Annotated in this window: 21 protein-coding genes; 7 read left to right on the forward strand and 14 right to left on the reverse strand. The window is 68.9% G+C overall.

Annotation, left to right across the window (positions count from 1 at the left end; genetic code table 11):
* Positions 1 to 52: 52 nt before the first annotated feature.
* The 5 genes from flgE to CNR27_RS09825 all read right to left on the reverse strand — a co-directional run bounded on the left by flgE (position 53) and on the right by CNR27_RS09825 (position 4094).
* On the reverse strand, positions 53 to 1276 hold the full coding sequence (flgE, locus tag CNR27_RS09805; protein WP_096298354.1) for a flagellar hook protein FlgE: 1224 nt from the start codon (positions 1274 to 1276) through the stop codon (positions 53 to 55).
* 50 nt (positions 1277 to 1326) lie between these two features.
* Positions 1327 to 1995 carry a flagellar hook capping FlgD N-terminal domain-containing protein gene (locus CNR27_RS09810; RefSeq protein WP_096298356.1) on the reverse strand — a complete coding sequence of 223 codons (669 nt, stop codon included), beginning with the start codon at positions 1993 to 1995 and terminating at the stop codon, positions 1327 to 1329.
* Positions 1996 to 2026: 31 nt separating this feature from the next.
* The gene (flgC, locus tag CNR27_RS09815; protein ID WP_096298358.1) at positions 2027 to 2434 is read right to left on the reverse strand and encodes a flagellar basal body rod protein FlgC; all 408 of its coding nucleotides are present in this window, start codon (positions 2432 to 2434) and stop codon (positions 2027 to 2029) included.
* A gap of 3 nt (positions 2435 to 2437) precedes the next feature.
* The gene (gene flgB / locus CNR27_RS09820; RefSeq protein ID WP_096298360.1) at positions 2438 to 2842 is read right to left on the reverse strand and encodes a flagellar basal body rod protein FlgB; all 405 of its coding nucleotides are present in this window, start codon (positions 2840 to 2842) and stop codon (positions 2438 to 2440) included.
* A 289-nt stretch (positions 2843 to 3131) separates the two neighbouring features.
* Positions 3132 to 4094, reverse strand: a complete 963-nt coding sequence (locus CNR27_RS09825; protein WP_096300523.1) for a chemotaxis protein — start codon at positions 4092 to 4094, stop codon at positions 3132 to 3134.
* A gap of 137 nt (positions 4095 to 4231) precedes the next feature.
* Between CNR27_RS09825 and flgA the strand changes: the two genes are divergently transcribed.
* The 4 genes from flgA to CNR27_RS09845 all read left to right on the forward strand — a co-directional run bounded on the left by flgA (position 4232) and on the right by CNR27_RS09845 (position 6909).
* The gene (gene flgA / locus CNR27_RS09830) at positions 4232 to 4918 is read left to right on the forward strand and encodes a flagellar basal body P-ring formation chaperone FlgA (RefSeq protein ID WP_096298362.1); all 687 of its coding nucleotides are present in this window, start codon (positions 4232 to 4234) and stop codon (positions 4916 to 4918) included.
* A gap of 90 nt (positions 4919 to 5008) precedes the next feature.
* Positions 5009 to 5320 (forward strand): flagellar biosynthesis anti-sigma factor FlgM, encoded by a 312-nt coding sequence (gene flgM / locus CNR27_RS09835; protein WP_096298364.1) that lies wholly within the window; start codon positions 5009 to 5011, stop codon positions 5318 to 5320.
* On the forward strand, positions 5320 to 5655 hold the full coding sequence (locus CNR27_RS09840; RefSeq protein WP_096298366.1) for a flagellar protein FlgN: 336 nt from the start codon (positions 5320 to 5322) through the stop codon (positions 5653 to 5655). Before flgM ends, CNR27_RS09840 begins: the two co-directional genes overlap by 1 nt.
* An 81-nt stretch (positions 5656 to 5736) precedes the next feature.
* The gene (locus CNR27_RS09845; protein ID WP_233580171.1) at positions 5737 to 6909 is read left to right on the forward strand and encodes an ATP-binding protein; all 1173 of its coding nucleotides are present in this window, start codon (positions 5737 to 5739) and stop codon (positions 6907 to 6909) included.
* Between the two features lies 1 nt (position 6910).
* On the opposite strand, the gene CNR27_RS09850 is transcribed toward CNR27_RS09845, so the two are convergent.
* Both CNR27_RS09850 and CNR27_RS09855 read right to left on the reverse strand, forming a co-directional pair.
* Positions 6911 to 8632 (reverse strand): EAL domain-containing protein, encoded by a 1722-nt coding sequence (locus CNR27_RS09850; protein ID WP_425435422.1) that lies wholly within the window; start codon positions 8630 to 8632, stop codon positions 6911 to 6913.
* Between the two features lie 9 nt (positions 8633 to 8641).
* Positions 8642 to 9775, reverse strand: a complete 1134-nt coding sequence (locus CNR27_RS09855; protein WP_179948167.1) for a PAS domain-containing sensor histidine kinase — start codon at positions 9773 to 9775, stop codon at positions 8642 to 8644.
* Positions 9776 to 9925: 150 nt separating this feature from the next.
* Between CNR27_RS09855 and CNR27_RS09860 the strand changes: the two genes are divergently transcribed.
* Positions 9926 to 12691: an EAL domain-containing protein gene (locus CNR27_RS09860; RefSeq protein ID WP_096298370.1), complete on the forward strand. Its 2766-nt coding sequence runs from the start codon at positions 9926 to 9928 to the stop codon at positions 12689 to 12691.
* 757 nt (positions 12692 to 13448) lie between these two features.
* Here the strand turns inward: CNR27_RS09860 and CNR27_RS15305 are convergent.
* From CNR27_RS15305 to CNR27_RS09885, 6 genes are all read right to left on the reverse strand, one after another.
* Complete coding sequence (locus CNR27_RS15305) at positions 13449 to 13694, reverse strand: hypothetical protein (RefSeq protein WP_157745397.1); 246 nt, start codon at positions 13692 to 13694, stop codon at positions 13449 to 13451.
* Between the two features lie 13 nt (positions 13695 to 13707).
* Positions 13708 to 14901 (reverse strand): methyl-accepting chemotaxis protein, encoded by a 1194-nt coding sequence (locus CNR27_RS09865; RefSeq protein ID WP_096298372.1) that lies wholly within the window; start codon positions 14899 to 14901, stop codon positions 13708 to 13710.
* A 107-nt stretch (positions 14902 to 15008) separates the two neighbouring features.
* Positions 15009 to 15593, reverse strand: coding sequence for a high frequency lysogenization protein HflD (gene hflD, locus CNR27_RS09870; protein WP_096298374.1), 585 nt, complete (start codon positions 15591 to 15593; stop codon positions 15009 to 15011).
* Positions 15593 to 16714, reverse strand: a complete 1122-nt coding sequence (gene mnmA / locus CNR27_RS09875; protein ID WP_096298376.1) for a tRNA 2-thiouridine(34) synthase MnmA — start codon at positions 16712 to 16714, stop codon at positions 15593 to 15595. The genes hflD and mnmA overlap by 1 nt, the downstream gene beginning before the upstream one ends.
* Complete coding sequence (locus tag CNR27_RS09880; protein WP_096298377.1) at positions 16711 to 17193, reverse strand: NUDIX hydrolase; 483 nt, start codon at positions 17191 to 17193, stop codon at positions 16711 to 16713. Before CNR27_RS09880 ends, mnmA begins: the two co-directional genes overlap by 4 nt.
* On the reverse strand, positions 17193 to 17729 hold the full coding sequence (locus CNR27_RS09885) for a type III secretion system chaperone family protein (protein ID WP_096298379.1): 537 nt from the start codon (positions 17727 to 17729) through the stop codon (positions 17193 to 17195). Before CNR27_RS09885 ends, CNR27_RS09880 begins: the two co-directional genes overlap by 1 nt.
* A 54-nt stretch (positions 17730 to 17783) precedes the next feature.
* Here CNR27_RS09885 and clpS point away from each other — a divergent pair, with 54 nt between their 5' ends.
* Together clpS and clpA are read left to right on the forward strand one after the other, a co-directional pair.
* Positions 17784 to 18104 carry an ATP-dependent Clp protease adapter ClpS gene (gene clpS, locus CNR27_RS09890; protein WP_096298381.1) on the forward strand — a complete coding sequence of 107 codons (321 nt, stop codon included), beginning with the start codon at positions 17784 to 17786 and terminating at the stop codon, positions 18102 to 18104.
* An 80-nt stretch (positions 18105 to 18184) separates the two neighbouring features.
* Positions 18185 to 20464: an ATP-dependent Clp protease ATP-binding subunit ClpA gene (gene clpA, locus CNR27_RS09895; protein ID WP_096298383.1), complete on the forward strand. Its 2280-nt coding sequence runs from the start codon at positions 18185 to 18187 to the stop codon at positions 20462 to 20464.
* A 338-nt stretch (positions 20465 to 20802) separates the two neighbouring features.
* Here clpA and infA read toward each other — a convergent pair whose 3' ends face one another.
* A complete protein-coding gene (gene infA / locus CNR27_RS09900; RefSeq protein WP_055248081.1) occupies positions 20803 to 21021 on the reverse strand; it encodes a translation initiation factor IF-1 in 219 nt (72 codons plus the stop codon).
* Positions 21022 to 21124 lie beyond the last annotated feature (103 nt).

Raw genomic sequence — 21124 nt, forward strand, 5'->3', positions numbered from 1 at the left:
GGACCGGACGCCTAGGGAACGCCCGGTGCCGCGCGCCGGCTGGCTGGGGTCATCAACGGATGTTGATGACGGTCTGGGTGACCTGGTCCTGGGTCGAAATCATCTGCGCATTGGCCTGGAAGTTGCGCTGGGCCACGATCATGTTGACCAGCTGCTCGGTCAGGTCGACCGTCGACGACTCCAGCGCGCCGGCCTGGATCTGACCGAAGTCCGAACTGTCCGGCGCACCGGTGCGACCCGCGCCGGAGCTGTGGGTCTCGGCCCACACATTGTTGCCCTGGGGCTGCAGCCCCTGCGGGTTGACGAAGGTCGTCAGTGCGATCTGGCCCAGCGCGGCATCGGCGCCATTCGAATAGCGCGCGAACACCACGCCGTCGGCGGAGATGCTGATCTCGTTGAGCTTGCCGGCGGCGTAGCCGTCCTGACGCGTGTCGCGCAGCTGGAAGCGGTCGCCGTACTGGGTGGTCCCGGCCAGATCGAGATCCAGCTCCATCACGCCCGCGCCGTTGGCCGGGGTGAACGGGTCGAGGGCGATGCGGCCGTCGGGGGGCGTAAGCAGGGCACCGCTGTCGGAGAACTGCAGGGTAGTGGGTGCGCCCACGCTTTCGCCATCGACATAGCTGTGCACCTGCCATTCGTTCGGATTGGCGGTCTTGACCAGATAGGAGGTCTGCACATGGCCTACGCCCAGCGTATCGAAGACGGTGATGCCGCCGGTCGACGCGTTGTAGCTGTTGGGTTCGGCCGGGTCGAAGCTCGTCATCGTCGGCGGCTGCGCGGTGCCGGGCAGGGTGAACATCAGGTTGACGCGGCTGCTGGGGCGCGGCGGGCTGTCGGTGGTCAGCAACTGCAGATCACCCACCCGGCCGACATCGAAGCCCTCGCCGTCGGCACGGGGCTGGTAGACCTGCAGACGTGCGCCCTCGGGCGTGCCGACGAAGCCCTGCGCATCGGTCTGGAAGTTGCCGGCGCGGCTGTAGACGCGTGCGCCGTTCTTGTTGAGCGTGAAAAAGCCTTCGCCATCGACGGCCATGTCCAGGCTGCGCCCGGTGGGATCGATGTTGCCCTGCGAGAACTGCTGGGCCACGTTGCTGAGCTTCACGCCCGAGCCGATCGCATTGCGCGCCAGGCCGTAGGAGCTGTTGGAGAACAGGTCCGCAAACTCCGCACGCGATTCCTTGAAGCCCGTGGTGTTGACGTTGGCGATGTTGTTGGCGGTGACGTTGAGATTGGCGTTGGCCGCGTTGATGCCGGACAGCGAGGTATTGAAGCTCATGGCGGACTCCGTGAGGTCGTGCGCGAAAAAAGCGGGAAGGGGCGGGCGGCTCAGCCGACGCGCAGAACGTGGGCGAGCGGGGCGGTGCCGAGGCCTTCGAGGTCGAGGTAGAGCCCGTCCGAGCCCACCGAGACGCTCTGCACCTTGCCGCGCACGTAGGTGCCGAGGCTGGTCGCCGTCCCGGTCTCGGTGACGTGTCTGGCGGTGATGCCGTAGGCGCCGGGCGGCAGTTTTTCGCCGGCGGTATTGGTGCCGTCCCATTCGAACGCCACCTCGCCGGCGGCCTTGGCAGGCACGGTGAACTGGCGCACCGGCAAGCCGTTGGGGTCGGTGATTTCGAAGGTGACCATGCCCGACGAGGGCGCGGCCACGATGCCGCCGGCCTCGCCGCCATCGGGCAGTGCGAGCTTGGCGGACGGCAGCAGCACCTCGCGGCCGACCATCGTCGCGCCGCGCAGCAGCTGGTCGGTCGCCATCGAGCCGGCGAAACCATTGACGGTCGCGTTGAGGCCCTCGATGCCCTGCACGGTGGAGAACTGCGCCAGCTGGCCGAGGAACGCGCTGTTCTCCATCGGCTTGAGCGGGTCCTGGTGCTTGAGCTGTTCGGTCATCAGGCGCAGGAAATCGGCTTGGCCCAGGGACTCGGCCTTCTTGTCGGCGGCCTTCGGCGCGCCGGCAATGCCGAGGCTGCTGTAGATGTCGTTGGCGATCGTGCTCATCGGCGGATGCTCGGGGAATGGGGCGGAGGGCCTAGCGGCCCATCGTCAGGGTGGCCATCGCCAGTTCCTTGGCGGTATTGAGCATCTCCACGCCGGCCTGGTAGCTGCGCGAGGCGGAGATCATGTTGACCATCTGCGAGACCGGATCGACGTCCGGCGCGTAGACGTAGCCCTGTTCGTCGGCCAGCGGATGGCCCGGCTCGTAACGCTGGACCGGCGGGGTGTCGCGCTCGACGATGCCCGCCACCTGCACGTTGGTCAGCGACGGATCGCTGCCATGGGCGGTGGCCCGGAACACGGCCTCGAGCGGTCGGTAGACCTGATCGGGCGAGCCGGCGACCGAGTCGGCATTGGCCAGGTTGCTGGCCAGCGTACTCAGGCGCACCGACTGCGCCTGCAGGGCGGAGCCGGCGACGTCGAAGATCGGCAGATTGCTCATGGCTTACTGTCCCGTGATGGCGGTCAGGAGGGTGCGGACCTTCGACTCGAGGAAGCTCAGCGATGCGCGGTACTCGAGCGCGGCGCGGCCGTAGGCGGCCCGCTCTGCGTCGGGATCGACGGTATTGCCGTCGAGACTGCCCTGGCTGGCGATGCGCGCCATTTCGAAGGGTTGCAACGTGTCGAAGCCCGACAGCGGAATCCGGTTGCCCTGTTCGCGTGCCGTTGCGTTGCCCGCCTCGCGGACCCGCGCGGCGCTGGCGAGGGCGGCGTTGAAATCCAGGTCACGTGCCTGGTAGCCGGGAGTGTCCGCGTTCGCCAGATTGCTGGCGATCAGCTTCATGCGCTGCTCGCGCAACGGCAGAGCGTCGGCCTGCAGCCCGAGATAGGACGAGATCGGATTGGACATCGGCGCCTCCGGCAAACCTGTGCCGGGACAGCTGCAAGCGGCGTGCCAGAACGCGCTGCGGCGGGCACGAGGCGCGACCGGATTCGGACGTTGCGCGCGGATGCGCAGCGGCACGTAGCACGGCGGCAGGCCACGTCCACAGTCGCTGCGGCGGTTCGTCCGGTGCGTCGTCGCGACCCCGTTCGCGGCGGCTCCGCGCGCGTAGGGCGGGAGCCAGGCGTGCCGCGGTTCGGTCAGGCGACAGGTCCTGCGCCGGGCTGGCGCTGCCGGAGGCCTTGCCCGCCGGTGCTCAGGCGTTCGCGACCAGACGCCCGCCGGCGGCCTCGGCCACGGCGTTCAGGCGTTTGAGCACCTCGTCGGCCAGGTCGTGGGGGCTGTACTTGGCGACGAACGCGTCGGCGCCCACGCTCTGCACCATCGAGGTATTGAACACGCCCGACAAGGACGTGTGCAGCAGCACGAACAGGTCCGACAGGCCCGGGTGTCGACGGATTTCCGTCGTCAGCGTGTAGCCATCCATCGCCGGCATTTCGATGTCCGACACCACCAGGGCGTAGCGCTGCGACGGCGGCTCGCCGGCCGCGTGCAGCTGCAGGAGGTGGTCGAGCGCCTGGCGCCCGTCCGAGAGCAGGGTGACGCCGACGCCGAGCTGGTCGAGCACGCTGCGGATCTGCTGGCGCGCGACACGGGAGTCATCGACCACCAGTACCTGCATCGGCGGCGCGCCCTCGGGCAGCGCGTATTCGGAGGACAGGTCGGCGTCCATGCGTGCCTGGGAGATGTCCGCCAGCACGCTTTCCACGTCGATGACCTGGATCAGTTCGCCCTGGAAACGGGTCACCGCGGTCAGATATCCGCCATCGGCACCGAGATCGGGGGGCGGCAGGATGTCCTCGACCGCGATGTTGACGATGCGCTCGACGTCGCTGACCAGGAAACCCTGCACCGAGCGGTTGAACTCGGTCACCACCAGGTAGCCGGGCAGGTCGTCCTGGGCGCGCTCGGGATGGCCGATTCCCAGGCCGAGATCGAGCACGGGCACGCTGCGTCCGCGCACGTCGGCCACGCCGGCGAACTGCAACGGCAGGCCCGGTACCTGGAACAGGTTGGGCCGGCGCAGCACTTCCTGCACCTTGAACACGTTGACGCCAAAAACCTGGCGCCCGCCGAGGCGGAACAGCAGCAGCGCCAGCCGGTTGTGGCCGGCGAGACGGGTGCGTTGGTCGATGCGGTCGAGCAGATCCTGCGACATGGTCCCGGTATCGGCGCCACGGCCGCGCACTTGAGGGTGGCCCGATCAACCGCCGCGCGGTCCGCCCGTCGCGGCGTGCGGCAAGCCGCCCGGCACGGGACTTGCACCAGTGCCGGCATCCCGTACCGGACCGCCCCATGCTCCTTCCGCTGCCCACCCTCATTGCATGGCGCCGACTGGCAGTCCGCCTCGCCGTGGGCGCGCTGCTCGCGGCCTGGGGCGCCAGCGCCGTGGCCAATCCCTTCCAGCCGGTGGAATCGATCCGCGCCGCCGCGCTGTCGACCGCGGAAGCGGGCGAAGAGGCGGACGCGAGCCTCGACCCGGCGCTGCGGATGCCGCGCTGCGCGCAAGCGCTGCAGGCCCGGCGGACCGGCGCCGCCACCGTGGAAGTGGCCTGCCCGGAAGGCTGGCGTCTGTTCGTGCCGCTGCGCGTGCGCCGCCAGCAGAGCGTCCTGGTGCTGTCGCGCAGCGTCGCTGCAGGCGAGGCGATCACGGCCGATACCTTCATGACCCAGCAGCGCGATGCCACCCGCATCGCCGGCGCGGCGATCGCCGATCCGGCAGAAGCGATCGGCCGCAGCGCCCGGCGCACCCTGGTGGCCGGCAGCGTGCTGACCGCTGGAGACCTGGTGACGCCGCGCCTGGTGCGGCGGGGCGATACCATCGCCCTGGTGTCGAGCCAGGGCGGGATCGAAGTGCGGATGGCGGGGCGGGCGCTGGCCGATGCCGGGGTTCGCGAGCGCGTCAGCGTCGAGAACCTCAGCTCGCGCAGAGTGGTGCAGGGAACCGTCGACGAGGCCGGCGACGTGCGGGTCGGGCGTTGAAGCCGTGGTCACATTGCCCCTCAAGCTTCTCCCGATCCGGCCGATACCGGCCATGACCCCATACAAGACCCTCGTGTCAGGAGCTCCGACATGACCAACAGGATCGAAGGCACCGCCGCCCCCGTGAGTCGCGCCCTGGCTGCCGTCGGCACCGCCCAGGCCGGCCGCGCAGGCGAGTCGCGCGCCAGGCCGATCGAGGCTGCCGCCGCCGCGGACAGCCTGCGCCTGACCGGCGAAGCCACCGGGCTGCAGACCCTCCAGCGCGACCTCGCCACGAAGCCCGCATTCGACGAAGCCCGCGTCCAGGCCCTGCGCGAGTCGATCGCGTCGGGCAGCTACAAGGTCGATGCCGAGGCCATCGCCTCGCGCATGCTCGACCTGGACGCCCGGCTGGCCGGCTGATGTCCGACCCTCAGGCCAGCCTGGAACGTCTCGCGGCCGCGCTGTCGGCCGAGCGCGAGGCGCTGATCGGTCACGACGTGGACGCGCTGATGCGCTCCACGCGCGACAAGATCGTCGCCCTGCGCGAGCTGGAAACCTATCCCAGCGGCGAACTGTCGGGCCCGCTTGCCGAACTGGCCGAGTTCAACCGGGCCAACGGCGCGCTGCTGGCGCGGCGCCGGCGCGAGGTCAACTGGGCCTTGCGCCACCTCGGGCGGATGGAAAGCGCCCCGGCCTACGACGCCAGCGGCCGGGCCGAGACTGCCCGCCGTCCGCGCGAGCTGGCGGTCGCCTGAGCCCGGCTTAGAATCGTGGGCCCCCTCCAACGGGTCTACGCCGTGCCGCCGCTTTCCCCGCTGTCCGCTCCCCCGGCCCCGTTGGCCGCCATTGCCCTGTCCCGCGTCGACGAGGGCGTCTGCCTGCACGAGGCGGACGGCCGCCTGATCTATGCGAACCCTGCGGCCGAGGCGATGCTGCGCGCGCACCCGGTCTGGGTCGACGCCTGCGGACGTCTCGATCGCCTGGTGCCACTGCAGGCGGCACGCGACGCCCGCGCGCATGGCAGCTGGGCGGACAGCATCGTCCTGCCGGCCACGACGCTCGAGGTCCGGCTGTACTGGCTGGGGGCCGAAGCGGGCCGCTTTCTTCTGCTCCTGCGCAGCGACGCGCAGCCAGGCAACGGCGATGACGGCGAGCTCCAGCAGCGCCACGAGGAACTCAACGTCCGCTTCAATGCCGCGCAGGAACAACTGCTGCAGTCCGAGAAGCTCGCCTCGATCGGCCAGCTGGCCGCTGGCGTGGCGCACGAGATCAACAATCCGATCGGCTATGTCCACTCGAACCTGGGAAGCCTCCAGGAATACGTGGGCAATCTGTTCGCGCTGATCGACGTCTACGAACGCGCGATGCGCGCGCACGACCCGCTTTCGATGCGGGCCGAGATCGACGACACGCGCGAGCGTCTGGACGTCGATTTCATCAGCCGCGACCTGCCGCAGCTGCTGACCGAGTCGCGCCAGGGCATCGAGCGGGTGACCGCGATCGTCCGCGACCTGCGCGACTTCTCGCGCTCGGACCGCGAACACGCCTGGCGGCTGGCCGATCTGCATGCAGGGCTGGATTCGACGATCAACATCGTCTGGAACGAGCTGCGTTACAAGGCCAGGCTCGAGAAGGACTACGGCACGCTGCCGATGATCGAATGCCTGCAGTCGGAGTTGAACCAGGTCTTCATGAACCTGCTGCTCAATGCCGGCCAGGCCATCGATGGCGAGGGCGTGATCAGCGTGCGGACCGGGCACGAACCGGGGCAGGTGTGGGTGGAGATCGGCGACACCGGCAACGGCATTCCGCCCGAAGTCCTGCAGCGCATCTTCGACCCGTTCTTCACCACCAAACCGGTGGGCAAGGGCACCGGTTTGGGCCTGTCGATCTCCTACGGGATCGTGGCCAAGCACCACGGGCGCATCGAGGTCGAGAGCACGCCGCAGGCCGGCAGCCGGTTCCGGGTGATCCTGCCGGTGCGCCAGCCGCAGCCGGTGGAGGGCTGACTTACTCCGGCTCGCGGACGCGCTGGGCTTCGTACGTGCGGAAGGCCTGGCGGATGTGTTCGCGCAGCTTGTTGTCGTCCCAGGGCTTGGTCAGGAAGCGGTAGATGGCGCCGCGGTTGATGGCGTCGGTCACGGTGGCCAGGTCGGTATATCCCGACAGGACGAGGCGGATCGTGTCGGGATAGAGCATCTTGACCCGACCGAGGAACTCGGTGCCGTCCATCTCCTGCATCCGCTGGTCCGACAGGATGACCTGGACCTGGTTGGTGGCCAGCAGACCGAAGGCATCGCGCACGTTGCCGGCTGCGAGGATGCGGTAGCCGTCGCGGCGGAACAGCCGCACCAGCGAACGCAGCACGTTCTGCTCGTCGTCGACCAGCAACAGCGTGCGGTCGGACTGGGTGGCGGTGAAGAGTTCGGGCCTCAGGTAACGGCGACGAAGTGCCTGGCCCGCGGCGTCGGCGCTCATCGGCTCGCCGAACAGGTAGCCCTGGAAATAGTCACAGTCCGCGCGGCGCAGGAAGCCCAGCTGCGCCTCGCTCTCCACGCCATTGGCGATGACCTTCATGCCGAGCTGGTGGCCCATTGCGATGAGCGCGCGCACGATGGCCGTCTCGCGGCTGCCGGCGGGTGCGGCGCTGATGAAGCTGCGGTCGATCTTGAGGATGTCGGCGGGGTAGCGCACGAGCGCGCCGAGACTGGCGTCACCGGTCCCGAAGTTGTCGAGGGTGACGGCGATGCCCTCGTGGCGCAGCGCCGACACGGTGCGATAGACCACGTCGGTGCTGTTCTGGGTGAGCACGCGTTCGTTGAGTTCCAGCACGATCGACGACATCGGCAGGCCGGCATGCTGCATGCGCGCAAGCAAGCGGTCGACGAAATCCGGCTGCAGCAGCTGCTGGGTCGTCACGTTGACGCCGACGAAGAAGTCGTCGAAGCCCTGTTCGCGCCAGGCGCGCACCTGCACGATGACCCGCTCGAGCATCCAGTCGCCGATCTTCAGGATCAGCCCGATACGTTCGGCGGTGGGCAGGAAGCGTTCGGGCAGCAGCGGGCCCAGCACCGGCGACTGCCAGCGGACCAGTGCCTCCATGCCGATCACGCGTCCGTCGCGGGCGCTGATCTTGGGCTGGTAGCGCAGCCGGAACTCGCCGTTGGGCAGGGCGTCGACGATCTGCCTGGCGATCGTGCTTTCGCTCTGCGTGCGTTCGTGGACGCCGGTGGCGTGCAGCTGCACCGGCTCGTCGACGGTTTCCGATGCCCGGCGCACGGCCGTTTCCGCCAGTTGCAGCAACATCGAGGGGTCGTCGCCATGGTGCGGGCAGAGACTGATGCCGATCTTGGCCTCGAGGAACAGCGTGTAGGGCAGCACTTCCAGCGGGCGCTCGATCTCGGCGATCAGTTCGAGGGCCAGCGTCTGTGCCGCCTGGGCATCGGCGCCGGCCTGTGAGACAGCCACGATGAACTCGTCGCTGCCATGCCGCCACGCCTGGCCGCGGCCCGCCACCCGGTCCTGCAGCCGCTGGCCCACGGCGTCGAGCGCGGCGTCGCCTACATCCACGCCCATGTTCTGGTTGACCGAGGCGAAGTGTTCGATGTCGACATGCAGCAGGACCAGCGGGACGCCGGAAATCCCGGCGTCCCGGATCATCCCCACCAGTACGGGATGCGCTGCGCCGAGCCGGGGTGTCGGAGGGGTGGGAACGGCATCGGGCATGTGCATCGATCGATTCTAGCCGCCGGCGTGCGGATCGGGCGGCGTTGTCGATGCCCCGGCATAGGGGAGCCAGGCTTCGATCCGCGTGCCGTTGCCCGGCCGCGACTCCACGTCGAACCGGCCCCCGATCATGTGCGCACGCTCGCGCATGATCACCAGGCCGAGGCCACGCGCCGCGCCGGGGAGGAATCCCGCGCCGTCGTCCTCCACGCACAGGTGCAGGCCTTCGCCGTCGTCACGCAGCGACAGGGCGACCCGGCTGGCGCCGGCATGGCGCATGATGTTCGTCAGGGCCTCCTGGGCGATGCGGAAGCAGGCCTGTTCGACCGCAGCGTCGGGCCGGCGGGGCAGGGGGTCGATCTGCAGCGCGGGAACCAGGCCCGCGCCGCGCAGCAGGCGCTCGGCATGCCAGCGAAGCGCGGCCTCCAGGCCCAGCGCATCGAGTTGCGGCGGGCGCAGCAGGATCGAGATATCGCGCAGCCGCTCTAGGGTCGCGTCGGCCAGCACGAGAATGTCGCCAAGGTCGTCGCGCCGACGATGCTCGTCGGATTCGTCGAGCGCGCTGAGCGCCGCCATCTTCATCGCCGTGACGGACTGTCCGATGTCGTCATGCAGCTCGCGCGAGATCGCACGGCGCTCGTCCTCCTGCACCGTGAACACACGCGCGGCCAGTGCCTGCAGCTCGCGGTTGCCACGGGCCAGTTCGTCGCGCATGCGCTCCACCTCTGTCAGGTCGCGCACGACGAGCAGCGTGCACGGGCGACCGTCCAGGCCGACCTGCGCACAGGTGAGTGCGGCCTCGAACCGCGAGCCGTCGCGGCGACACATGCGCAGCGATGGCGGTGGTGCGTCCCCCGCGCCGGCCGGGGTCGTCAGCCAGCCCAGGAATGCTTCGCGTGTGCCGTCGCTCACCAGGCGACCGGCATGCATGCCGCACAGCCCGCCGGGGGGATGGCCGAAGATCGCCTCTGCGGCCGGATTGGCGTGGACGATCCGGTCCTCTACCAGCAGCAAGATCCCATCGGGAAGCAGGCGCATGAGTTCGCGAAATTCGCCTGCTGCCGTGTGCACGGCGGTCAGGGGGTCGGCCATGCGCTCGACAGCGCGGCCACGATGGGTCGGATCGGGGGCAGTGGGTCCGGACGCCATTTCCGGCGCATCTCCTTCCATGCATGTGGCCCCGGAGTCTAACGCCCGCGCGCGCAGTGGCGGCTCAACTTCAGTGCGCCGGCGCCGCTAACACTCGGGACGCCCCGCCGCTTCCGCGGACGAGGCCACAGATGGAGCGACCGCAGCGCGATGGAACCCGGCCTCATTTCCAGCCTCCTCGACCATCCGGTCTCGGATGGCGTGCTGCTGCTCGACCGGGGCGGGCGCTGCATTGCGGCCAACCCCGCGGCTCGCCGGCGCGGCCTGGACCGGCTGGTCGAGCGGCATGCGGCGTCGCTGGCGGGGCTGTACGCACGCCTGCTCGACGGTGTGGACGAGCTGCCCTGCGAACTGCCCGATACCGGCATGCCGCTGCGCGGCCTGCTGCGGGCGGTGCAGGTCGACGACAGCGGGCCGCTGGCGTTCTCGCTGAGCGTGCGCCTGTCGGAGGATCTGGATGACTGGCTGGAAGCCGCCGAGTCGGGCGGGCACGCGTTGTGGGTGTGGGAGCTGCGGCATGACCAGATGCGCGGGTCGGCGGCCTGGATCCAATGGGTGGGTCGCGCGGGACACGACGCGCCTCTGCCATTCGACGCGGTGGAGCAGCGCATCCATCCCGACGACCGCGGCCCCAGGCGTACTGCCCTGGGCGCCTATCTCGAAGGCGCCCTCGCGCAGTACCTGTGTGAGTACCGATGCCTTCGCGAGGACGGTGACTGGCGCTGGGTGCGCGACAGCGGACAGGTCACCGCACGCGATGCGCAGGGCCGTCCATCGAAGGTCGCCGGAACGCTGACCTGCATCGATCACCAGAAGCGTCTCGAGCACACGCTGCGCGAGCAACGCGGCCTGGTCGAGGACACCCAGCGCCTGGCGGGCATGGGCAGCTGGCAATGGGCCATCGATGACGATCGCGTCTCCTGCGCGCCGCAACTGCGCGCCCTGCTCGACATCGAGGAGGGCGCCGGGCTGCGCAACTGGCTGCGGCGCTGTCGACGGGCGGAGTTCCCCGTGCTGCGCCGCGCGTGGCGCGAACTGCGCGACCGCACCGAGCCGGCGCACTTCGAGCTCACCCTGTCCGGCAAGGGCGCGGCCAACGTCCTGCAGATATGGGCTTCGCCGCAATGCGACGGGAATGGCCGGCCGCTTACGGTACTGGCCCAGGTGCAGGATGTGACCCGCCAGCGCCAGAGTGATGCCGAAGCCCGTCGGCGCGGCGCGCTGCTGCGCCGAGTTGCCGAGCTCGGCCGGATCGGCGGCTGCGAGATCGACGCAGAGACACGCACGCTGCACTGGACCGGAGAGTGTGCCGGGCTGCACGGGCGGGAAGGGCAGTCGCTTCCGCTCGACGATCTGCTGAGGCACTACACCACCGAATCCCGCGAGGCCCTGCAGGCGGCGATGAGCCGGGTCGCATCGGGCGCGCCCGCGGCATCGATCGAACTATGTTTCTACCGCCCGGACGGGGCGCAGGTCTGGACCCAGGCGGTGGTCGATTTCGTCCGCGAGCCGGGTCTACCGCCGCGTTACCTGGTGCTGTTCCGGGATATCTCGGGCGAACGTGCGGCCAGCGAGCGCATCGAGCAGCTGGCCCACTACGATGCGCTCACCGGACTGCCCAACCGCACCCGTCTGCGTCAGGACGTGGATTCGGCATTGAGCCAGGGCGGATCGCTGTGCCAGGCGCTGCTGCTCCTCGATATCTCCGGTTTCGGCGGAATCAACGAGGCCCATGGCCATGCCGCCGGTGATCTCGTGCTCAAGGCGGTCGCGGCCCGGCTGCACATGCTGGTGGACGCCGGCGACGTGTTCGGGCGCATCGGCGCCGACGAGTTCGTGGTGCTGCTGCAGCAGGGCGCCAGTCGCCAGGAGGTGACGCTTGCCGCCCAACGCATCGTCAACGGCCTGTCCGACCCCGTGCCCGCTGCCGGCGAGCTACTGCGCTTCGGGATCAGCGCCGGGATCGCGGTGCGTCCGCCGGGCGTGGGCTTCGATGAGCTGCTGCGCGCCGCCGGCGTGGCCCTGCATGGTGCCCGCCGCGAAGGGCGCAACCACATCGAGTTCTACAGCCCCACGGCGTGGCTGCAGGCCCGGCGCCGCCTGGAGATCGAGCATGCGCTGCGCGGCGCGCTCGAGCAGGAGGAGTTCTCGCTGGCTTACCAGCCGCTGATCGATCTGGCCGACGGCGGCGTCTGCGGCATGGAGGCGCTTCTGCGCTGGCACCATCCGGAGCTTGGACCCTGCGCGCCGGGCGAGTTCATCGAAATCGCCGAGGCGACAGGCGACATCGTCGCGATCGGCGAATGGGTCCTGCGCGAGGCCTGCCGGCAGGCCGCCGCATGGGATGCGTCGGGCCTGCGCTTTGGCCGCATGTCGGTCAATGTCTCGGCCGTGCAACTGCGCGATCCCGGGTTCACCCAGCGCGTCCTGCTGGCGTGCGCCGACACGGGATGGTCCACCGCCCGGCTCGAACTGGAGATCACCGAGTCCGCCTTGCTGCTCGATACCGACGCCTTGTGGGAGTGCTTCGGCGCATTGCAGAGCGCTGGCGTTGCCCTGGCCGTGGACGATTTCGGCACCGGATTCTCGAGCCTCAGCTACCTGAGCCGTTTTCCGGTAGGGCGGCTGAAGATCGACCGGAGCTTCATTGCCGGCCTGGCGGCATCCGACGGGACGGGGCGGGCGGTGGAAGTGACGCGCGCGATCATCCAGCTCGGCAAGGCGCTGCGCATGCAGGTGCTGGCCGAAGGGGTCGAGTCGAACGAGGACGAACGGCTGCTGCGCGAATACGGGTGCGACGAGGTGCAGGGCTATCTGCATTCCAGGCCGCTGGCTCCGCGGGAGATGGTGCGCTGGCTGCAGGCTCGCGCGCTGAGCGCCGATCATGTCGAGCCGGTCCACGCGTCCATGGGCTGAACCGCGGCGGCTGGTGCTCGGGCTGCTGCATCGATGAAGCTGCAGCGCCGGACATGCGCGCTGCAGGACACGACCGTTCCGTAGCGGCCTCGCCGCCCAGACCGCGCGCCACGCGTGGTGAGTCCGGCTCCTGCCAGCTGCGATCGCACGCCCGCATTCCCGGCGCCGCGATGGGGCACATCTTGGACAATCAAACGGACTTGAACGCTCGCGTGGTCGCCCCCGCTGCACGGATCCGCCGCGCGCTGCCCAGCGCGGCGCGGCGGGCGTAAGGCTGCGTCTCAGCCCCGCAGAACCCGCCGGCATCGTCATGCGCGTCGTGGACAAGGGGGCGTGTTGCACAGCGCGCCGCGCCTGTATGGCGAGCGTCGGCGTCGTTGCGTAACCGACGCAGCCCGTCGGAAACGGCGAGCGGGGTCCCGCCCAGAAAGCGCGGCCGGTCGGCAAGCGCCCTGCTGCGACCGGACAAGTCCCGATCCTCCGTGGGCGATGCACCGTCATCGAGGCAAGAACTGGGCACGAGCGGCGACGAGGCGGCCGCGCCTTCCTGGCCCGTTGGCTGAGTCCTGCCCGGTTCTCCCGGATGTGCGGCGGTCATGTGGCGCGCGCGCCCCACGACCCGATCGGTCGAGCGCAGGCGCGTCAATGCGCTGCGGAGGTCCGCCAGTACGTATATGCGCGCAACTGCTGTCGCGGTGCAGGGACCTGATCGACCGTCGCCCGCGTGCATCCCGCGTGCGACTACGCACTCCGCCGCTCAGAACCCGGCGGCGAGATCCCAGGCAATCACCGACTCGACCGGGTCGAGTGCGGGCGCGTGATGCCCGTCCGGCGCTGCCGGGCCGAGCAGCGTCTGCAGTTCCTGGCGGCCCGCGAGTTCCAACCGCTCGAGCAGGTCGCCGCCTATCCGCTGCACCTTATCGGGCCCGGAGGGCGGCAACGCGCATGCCCCGGACAGGGCCGGGGCGTGCGGGTCGATCCAGCCGGGGCTCGGAAGGTCCAAGTTCGGGCTTCGGTCAGAACAGCTCGACCGTACCGGCACCCAGCGAATCCTGAGTCACCGGCTTGTGCGGCGGTCGCTCCCAGGTCGTGCGCAGTTCGCGCAGGCGCTGTCCGATCCGCTGCAGGGCCTTGGTGAGCTCCTCGTCGAAGACGCCGCCGTTACGGCGCAGCAGGTCCTGCAGCTCGATCGCCTCACGGTTGATCGCGTTGAGGCGTTCGAGGTGGGTGTGCACGCCGCCCAGCGCCTGCGTGGCGATGTCCTCGAACTGCAGCGCGCGTACGGCCTCGCTGACGCTCGCGTCGATCGCGCGACCGCACTCGGAGATCTCGCGCATGCCGTCGCCGAGCGAGCGGTTGATGGTGGCGACCTGTTCGAGCATGCCGGCCGCTTCGGTCCTAGCTTCGCGTGAGCGGTCGAGGTCGCGCGAGGCCATGCCCGAAACGGTGTCGCGGACCTTGGCGATCGATTCCTTCGAGGAATGCGCCAGCTTGCGGATCTGCTCGTTGAACGCAGTGGAGCGTTCGGACAGGTTGCGGACCTCATCGGCAACCACGGCGAAGCCGCGACCCGCTTCGCCTGCGCGCGCCGCTTCGATCGCCGCGTTGAGGGCCAGCAGGTTGGTCTGGTCGGCGATCGACTTCACGTCCTCGAGCAGGGCGAAGATGCCGTCCAGATGTCCGGCCATCTCGTCGATGTGGGTAACGGTCACGCCGCTCTGGCCGCTGACCTGCTCCAGCGCCTCGACCAGCTGCTCCATGCGCTGGCTGGCGTGCTGGGCAAAGCGCGCGACGTCCGCCCCGCCCATGCCGTCCTGGTCACCGGCTCGGTCGAGCAGCCGGCTCATCGCCTGGGCCTGCTGGCGCGACTTGCGGTTCATCGCATCGAAGCTGCTGCCAAGGCCGCTGACCGCCTGGCGGATCAGCTCGCGGGCGCGTTCGACCTCCACGCGGGAGCCCTCGATTTCCGCGCCGACGAACTGGCGCAGTTCACCGAGCAGGTCGTCCTGCTCCTTCATCGCGCGGGAGTGCTCGGCAGTCGGGCGGGCGTCACGGAGCGCCAGCCAGCCGGCGGTCACCAGCCAGCTGGCGGTCAGGGTGATCAGGATCGCCCAGCGCACCGGCGCCGCCCAATCGAGGACGAACGCAAGCGGCAGCAGCAGGGTCAGGGCTAGGGGCGCGGCGAGGCGGATCAGGATGCGTGCGTACATGGGCGGTCTCAGGGGGTTCCTACATCCCCGGTATCGGCACCCATGTGCGCGGCTTTAGCTTGGTCAGCGAGATCGCGCGCCCTTGGTGATGTATCCGCGTCGCGGCTTCAGATCGCCGCGAGCATCTGCTGACGGCGCAGCAGGAAGTCCCACAGGCTGCCGCCCATCTGCCTCCAGAGGACTGCGGAGCGCAACGAGGCCAGCAGCACCGCCCGGATCTCGGCGACGACATTGGCTTGCCCCAGGTAATGCGGGTTGCCCTGGACCATCACTTTCGGGCGCAGGTGGCTGACGGTGTCGGCATACAGCGCGCCGAGCGCCGCCAGCACCTCGGGGTGCGTGTGCCCCAGTTGCTCGGCCTTGGGCTTGATCTCGAGAATGCCGTGATGGACCTCGCCGCTGACCGTCGCGTCCTGCATGAAGCGGCGTTCGAGCTGCACTACCGCCAGGCCGAGCTTGGGCAGCACCGGATCGCTGCCCTGGTTGCTGAAATAGTCGCGCAGCAGTACCAGGCCCGGCACCACCGCATCGCGGCCGCCATAGACGGCTTCAGGCGATTCGGCATCGATGCGGAACACGCTGTCGAGCGCGGTCGAAAGCACCGCGGCGTCGGCCTGGCCGGTTTCGGCGATGCGCCGGACCTGCTTGAGCGCCTGGGCCATGCCGGCGAGCGCAAGCACACGTTGTTCCATCATGCCGCCACCTCGCGGGCGCGCAGTTCCAGCGGCGCGTCGGTACGCGCGATGATCGCGCCGCCCAGGCACACGTCGCCGTCATAGAGCACCACGGACTGGCCGGGTGTAACCGCGCGTTGAGGGCGGTCGAACCGCACGTCGAGCCGGCCGGTGTTCTCGTCGATGGTCACTTCGCAGGATTCCTCGTGTTGCCGGTAGCGGGTCTGGGCGGTGCAGCGGAAACGCTGCGCCGGCGGATCGCCACCGATCCAGTGTGCGGGTTCGCTGGTCAGGTGCGACGACAGCAGGTACGGCGTGTCGGCGCCCTGGGCGACGTAGAGCACATTGTCGCCCACATCCTTGCCGACGACGTACCAGGGCGCCGCCTCGAAGCCGCGAACGCCGCCGATCTGCAGGCCTTCGCGCTGGCCAAGGGTGAAATAGAACACGCCCGGATGCGTGCCCACCGTGCGGCCGTCGGGTGTGCGCATCTCGCCTTCGCGGGCCGGCAGGTACTGGCCAAGAAACGTACGGAAATCGCGTTCGCCGATGAAGCAGATACCGGTCGAGTCCTTCTTCTCCGCCGTCGGCAGGCCTGCCGCACGGGCGAGGGCACGCACGTCGGTCTTGGGCAGTCCCCCGAGCGGGAACAGGGTCGCCGCGAGCTGCCGCTGGCCGAGCTGGTGCAGGAAGTAGCTCTGGTCCTTGTTGCGATCGAGCGCTCTCAGCAACCGCCAGCGGCCTCCCTCGTGGTCGACGCGCGCGTAATGGCCGGTCGCGATCCGCGCCGCGCCCAGCGCATGCGCCGCATCCAGGAAGTGCTTGAACTTGATCTCGCGGTTGCACAGCACGTCGGGATTGGGCGTGCGGCCGGCGGCATATTCGGCGATGAAATGCTCGAACACGCCGCCCCAGTACTCGCCGGAGAAATCACGGAAATGGATCGGAATGCCCAGACGACCCGACACCGCGACCGCATCGCGACGGTCCGCCTCGGCCCGGCATTCGCCACTGCCGTCGTCGGCCCAGTTCTGCATGAACAGCCCGGCGAGCGGCGTGCCGGCGTCGCGCAGCAGCAACGCCGCCACCGACGAGTCCACGCCGCCGGACATGCCGACGATGATGTCCGGTGTGCTCATGTGATGTGGCGGACCAGCGACAGCGGATGGCGCTGGCCACCGAGACAGTCCGCCACCGCCTGCCAGACCAGCGGGCTGCGGTGCCGGTGACGCTCGGCCTGCAGCGCGGCCGGCGTGAACCAGGTTGCCTTCTCGATGCCCTCGTCGAGCGTGCGTGCCGGATCGTGCGCGAGCGGGCGCGCGGCGAACGCGAACCGCAGGAAGTGTCGGCCCTCCGGTTCACCAGGACGCGGAGCGGACGTCCACAGATAACTGCCGACGAAAGCGGTCAGTTCCACAGTCCAGCCCGACTCTTCGAGCGTCTCGCGCACCGCGGCCTCGAGCAGGGATTCGCCCGGCTCCAGGTGGCCGGCCGGCTGGTTGATGACCAGGCGCCCGTCCACGCGCTCCTCGACGCAAAGCACGCGGCCGCCATCCATGACCACGGTGGCGACCGTGACATCGGGCTGCCAGAAACGCGGATCGGCCGACACTGCCATCACATCGCGTCCCCGCCGGTGAGTTGCAGTTCCATATCGTCGGCGAGCTGCGCAGCGATCTCCAGCGCCTGCTCGATCCGGGTGCCGTCTGCATCGTCGTGCAGCTTGATGACGTAGAACAGCGTCTCGCCGGCGATCTCCCAGCCCCCGAGGATGTTGCGCTGGCTCTCGCGCAGCAGCATGTCCGCCTGGCTGGCGCTGAAGCCGCCCGCCGGAACCGGCGCGGCCGGCGAGAACACCTCGCGCACCGAGGTGTCGCCGAGCGCGTGGGCGCTGCCGCTGACGAAGGCGATCTGCGAGCGGTCCTCCTGCTGCCAGGCGAACACGACCCGGAAATCTCCGTCCTCGTCGCGCTCGTAGCGCACGCCCTGTGCATCGAGTCGCTGGGCCAAGGTGTCACCTGGCGCTGCGGGCGGCGTTTCGGCAGCGGCCAGCGGCGACAGGGCCAGCAGGCAGGCGAGCGAGGCCGGGCGGGAGGCCCGCAACAGTCGGCTGGGATGCATCGAGGCACCGGTATCGGGGGGAGTGCCGGCCATTCTGACGGTCGGGGTCCGGGGCGTCCATCGCCGCCCCGGCGGTATAATCGGCGCATGAGTCGCAGACCCGAACACGAAGACGCGCACGGCACGGCCGTCGCCGCAAGTCGCCCCGACGTGGCGCCGCCGCCGCTCTATTCAGTGCTGCTGCTTAACGATGACTACACGCCGATGGACTTCGTCGTCGAGATCCTGGTGCGGTTCTTCGCCCTGGATCTCGAGCGGGCGACCCAGGTGATGCTGCATGTCCACACGCGCGGCCGCGGCGTCTGCGGTGTGTACAGTCGCGAGGTGGCCGAGTCCAAGGTCGCCCAGGTGAACGAATACGCGCGCCTCAATCTTCATCCCTTGCTCTGCACAATGGAAAAGGCCTAATAAGGCCTACGGGGGGCAGGGTTTGATTGCCGGATTCGGGCCCCATCTAGGGTGTCAGTGAAGCCGGAGGCGTCCGCCCCATGTTCAGCAAAGATCTCGAATTCACCATCGGCCAGTGCTACAAGCGCGCCCGCGAGGCCCGCGACGAGTACATGACGGTCGAACACCTGTTGCTGGCGCTGCTCGAGAACCCGTCCGCGGAGGCCGTGCTCAAGGCCACCGGCGCCGATTTCGAGCGCCTGCGCAGCGACCTGGAACAGGCCATCCTGACGTCGGTCACCAAGCTGGCCGAGGACGACACGCGCGACACCCAGCCCACGCTGGGGTTCCAGCGCGTGCTCCAGCGGGCGGTCTACCACGTGCAGTCCTCGGGCAAGAAGGAAGTCAGCGGCGCGAACGTGCTGGTGGCGATCTTCGGCGAGAAGGACTCGCACGCGGTCTACTACCTCAACCAGCAGGACGTCACCCGTCTGGATGTCGTCAACTACCTCTCGCACGGCATCGCCAAGACCGGCGGCGACGAGCCGGAGGGCACCCCTGACGACGCCGCCCAGGGACGCGACTCCGACGGCGAGGGCAAGGGCGATGCGCTGGCCGAGTTCGCGAGCGATCTCAACGCCGCCGCGCGCGAGGGCCGCATCGATCCGCTGGTCGGCCGCGCCGAGGAAGTCGAGCGGACGATCCAGGTCCTGTGCCGCCGCCGCAAGAACAATCCGCTCTATGTCGGCGAGGCGGGCGTGGGCAAGACCGCGATTGCCGAGGGGCTGGCCAAGCGCATCGTCGATGGCGAGGTGCCCGAGGTGCTCAGCGAGGCAACGATCTACGCGCTCGATCTCGGCGCGCTGGTCGCGGGGACCAAGTACCGCGGTGATTTCGAGAAGCGCCTCAAGGCGGTACTCGCGGCGATCAAGAAACATCCCGGCGCGATCCTGTTCATCGACGAGATCCACACCATCATCGGTGCCGGTTCGGCGTCGGGCGGCACCATGGACGCGTCCAATCTGATCAAGCCGGCACTGTCGGCGGGCGAGCTGCGCTGCATCGGCTCGACGACGTTCCAGGAATACCGCGGCATCTTCGAGAAGGATCGCGCGCTCGCGCGGCGTTTCCAGAAGATCGACATCGTCGAGCCGACCGTCAGCGAGACCTTCCAGATCCTGCAGGGACTCAAGCCCCGCTACGAGGCGCATCACGACGTGACCTACGCCGACGAGGCGCTGCAGGCTGCGGTCGACCTGTCGGTCAAACACATCGCCGACCGGTTGCTGCCGGACAAGGCCATCGACGTCATCGACGAGGCGGGGGCGCGTCAGCGCCTGCTGCCGGAGGGCGTGCGCAAGGCGTTGATCGACGTCGAGGAGGTCGAGACGATCGTCGCGAAGATGGCGCGCATTCCCGCCAAGCAGGTCAGCGCCACCGACAAGGACGTGCTCGAGCATCTCGAGCGCAACCTCAAGATGGTGATCTTCGGCCAGGATCCTGCGATCGAACTGATGACCTCGGCCATCAAGCTCGCACGCTCCGGTCTGGGCAGTCCGGACAAGCCGATCGGCAACTTCCTCTTCGCCGGCCCCACCGGCGTCGGCAAGACCGAGGTCACACGCCAGCTCGCCCTGCAGCTGGGCATCGAACTGGTGCGCTTCGACATGTCCGAGTACATGGAAGCGCATTCGGTCAGCCGGCTGATCGGCGCGCCTCCCGGCTACGTCGGCTTCGACCAGGGCGGTCTGCTGACCGAGAAGATCGTCAAGACGCCGCACTGCGTGCTGCTGCTCGACGAGGTCGAAAAGGCGCATCCGGACATCTTCAACATCCTGCTGCAGGTGATGGACCGAGGCGTGCTCACCGACACCAACGGGCGCGAGGCGAACTTCCGCAACGTGATCCTGGTGATGACGACCAATGCCGGCGCCACCCAGGCGTCGCGGCGGTCGATCGGTTTCATGCAGCAGGACCACAGCAGCGATGCGATGGAAGTGATCCGCAAGAGCTTCTCGCCGGAATTCCGCAACCGTCTCGATGCGGTGGTGCAGTTCCAGTCGCTGGGCTTCGACCACATCCTGCGGGTCGTCGACAAGTTCATGATCGAACTGGAGTCGCAGCTGCACGACAAGAATGTCTCGGTCTCGGCGACGCCGGCCGCGCGCGACTGGCTGGCCCAGCACGGCTTCGACCCGCAGATGGGCGCCCGTCCGATGGCCCGCGTAATCCAGGACAAGATCAAGCGTCGGCTGGCCGACGAGCTGCTGTTCGGCAAGCTGGCGGGTGGCGGCCGGGTCGCGATCGACGTCAAGGACGGCGAGCTGACCGTGGAGACCTGGGCCGAACCCGAGCGTCTTCTGACCGTGGCCGTGGAGTGAGTGTGCTGACGTGGTGTCACCCGGAAGGCGCCTGCGGGCGCCTTCTTCTTGCCTGCGGACGATCGTAGCCGGCTCGGGACGTGTCGTGACGCTGCGGGCGGCCAAGACTCCTGGCATCAGCAGCATCGGCAGGGTGCGTCGTCAGCGATGAGCGGATCCGCCCAGGCATTCGCAGCGCCCCTGCCAGTGCCAAGGAAGGCAGCGCGACAAGCGCTGCGTGAGCAATCCCACAGGCGCGTGCCGCATGACGCGCAGGACACCCGTCCCGCGCGCTGCGGCCACCCAAACGAAAGAAGGCAGCCAAGGCTGCCTTCCAACACGCATCGCAATGCCTGCGCTTACTTCATGCGGTAAGTGATGCGGCCCTTGGTGAGATCGTAGGGCGTCATCTCGACCTTCACCCGGTCGCCGGTCAGGATCCGAATGTAGTTCTTGCGCATGCGGCCGGAGATGTGCGCAATGATTTCGTGGCCGTTCTCGAGCTTCACCCGGAACATGGTGTTCGGGAGGGTCTCGGAGACCGCGCCTTCGAACTCGATGACGTCATCTTTCGCCATTCGTCTGGAATATCCGTTGTTGAGGGATGCGGCGGGCGGCCAGGTCACGACCGGGCTCTCGCCAGCAAAGCGGGGTATTCTCGCACGCGGCGGCAGACGATGC

The organism is Luteimonas chenhongjianii (assembly GCF_002327105.1).
In the GTDB taxonomy this organism is placed as follows: domain Bacteria; phylum Pseudomonadota; class Gammaproteobacteria; order Xanthomonadales; family Xanthomonadaceae; genus Luteimonas; species Luteimonas chenhongjianii.

What these genes read in the sequence shown, in the direction of transcription:
- CNR27_RS09855 (WP_179948167.1), bottom strand. Translation starts at nt 9,775, where the DNA reads ATGGCGTCCGGACCCACTGCCCCCGATCCGACCCATCGTGGCCGCGCT.
- CNR27_RS09860 (WP_096298370.1), top strand. Translation starts at nt 9,926, where the DNA reads ATGGAACCCGGCCTCATTTCCAGCCTCCTCGACCATCCGGTCTCGGAT.
- flgM (WP_096298364.1), top strand. Translation starts at nt 5,009, where the DNA reads ATGACCAACAGGATCGAAGGCACCGCCGCCCCCGTGAGTCGCGCCCTG.
- clpS (WP_096298381.1), top strand. Translation starts at nt 17,784, where the DNA reads ATGAGTCGCAGACCCGAACACGAAGACGCGCACGGCACGGCCGTCGCC.
- hflD (WP_096298374.1), bottom strand. Translation starts at nt 15,593, where the DNA reads ATGGAACAACGTGTGCTTGCGCTCGCCGGCATGGCCCAGGCGCTCAAG.
- flgE (WP_096298354.1), bottom strand. Translation starts at nt 1,276, where the DNA reads ATGAGCTTCAATACCTCGCTGTCCGGCATCAACGCGGCCAACGCCAAT.
- clpA (WP_096298383.1), top strand. Translation starts at nt 18,185, where the DNA reads ATGTTCAGCAAAGATCTCGAATTCACCATCGGCCAGTGCTACAAGCGC.
- mnmA (WP_096298376.1), bottom strand. Translation starts at nt 16,714, where the DNA reads ATGAGCACACCGGACATCATCGTCGGCATGTCCGGCGGCGTGGACTCG.
- CNR27_RS09810 (WP_096298356.1), bottom strand. Translation starts at nt 1,995, where the DNA reads ATGAGCACGATCGCCAACGACATCTACAGCAGCCTCGGCATTGCCGGC.
- infA (WP_055248081.1), bottom strand. Translation starts at nt 21,021, where the DNA reads ATGGCGAAAGATGACGTCATCGAGTTCGAAGGCGCGGTCTCCGAGACC.
- flgB (WP_096298360.1), bottom strand. Translation starts at nt 2,842, where the DNA reads ATGTCCAATCCGATCTCGTCCTATCTCGGGCTGCAGGCCGACGCTCTG.
- flgC (WP_096298358.1), bottom strand. Translation starts at nt 2,434, where the DNA reads ATGAGCAATCTGCCGATCTTCGACGTCGCCGGCTCCGCCCTGCAGGCG.
- CNR27_RS09880 (WP_096298377.1), bottom strand. Translation starts at nt 17,193, where the DNA reads ATGGCAGTGTCGGCCGATCCGCGTTTCTGGCAGCCCGATGTCACGGTC.
- CNR27_RS09825 (WP_096300523.1), bottom strand. Translation starts at nt 4,094, where the DNA reads ATGTCGCAGGATCTGCTCGACCGCATCGACCAACGCACCCGTCTCGCC.
- CNR27_RS09865 (WP_096298372.1), bottom strand. Translation starts at nt 14,901, where the DNA reads ATGTACGCACGCATCCTGATCCGCCTCGCCGCGCCCCTAGCCCTGACC.
- CNR27_RS09840 (WP_096298366.1), top strand. Translation starts at nt 5,320, where the DNA reads ATGTCCGACCCTCAGGCCAGCCTGGAACGTCTCGCGGCCGCGCTGTCG.
- CNR27_RS09885 (WP_096298379.1), bottom strand. Translation starts at nt 17,729, where the DNA reads ATGGCCGGCACTCCCCCCGATACCGGTGCCTCGATGCATCCCAGCCGA.
- flgA (WP_096298362.1), top strand. Translation starts at nt 4,232, where the DNA reads ATGCTCCTTCCGCTGCCCACCCTCATTGCATGGCGCCGACTGGCAGTC.
- CNR27_RS09850 (WP_425435422.1), bottom strand. Translation starts at nt 8,632, where the DNA reads ATGCACATGCCCGATGCCGTTCCCACCCCTCCGACACCCCGGCTCGGC.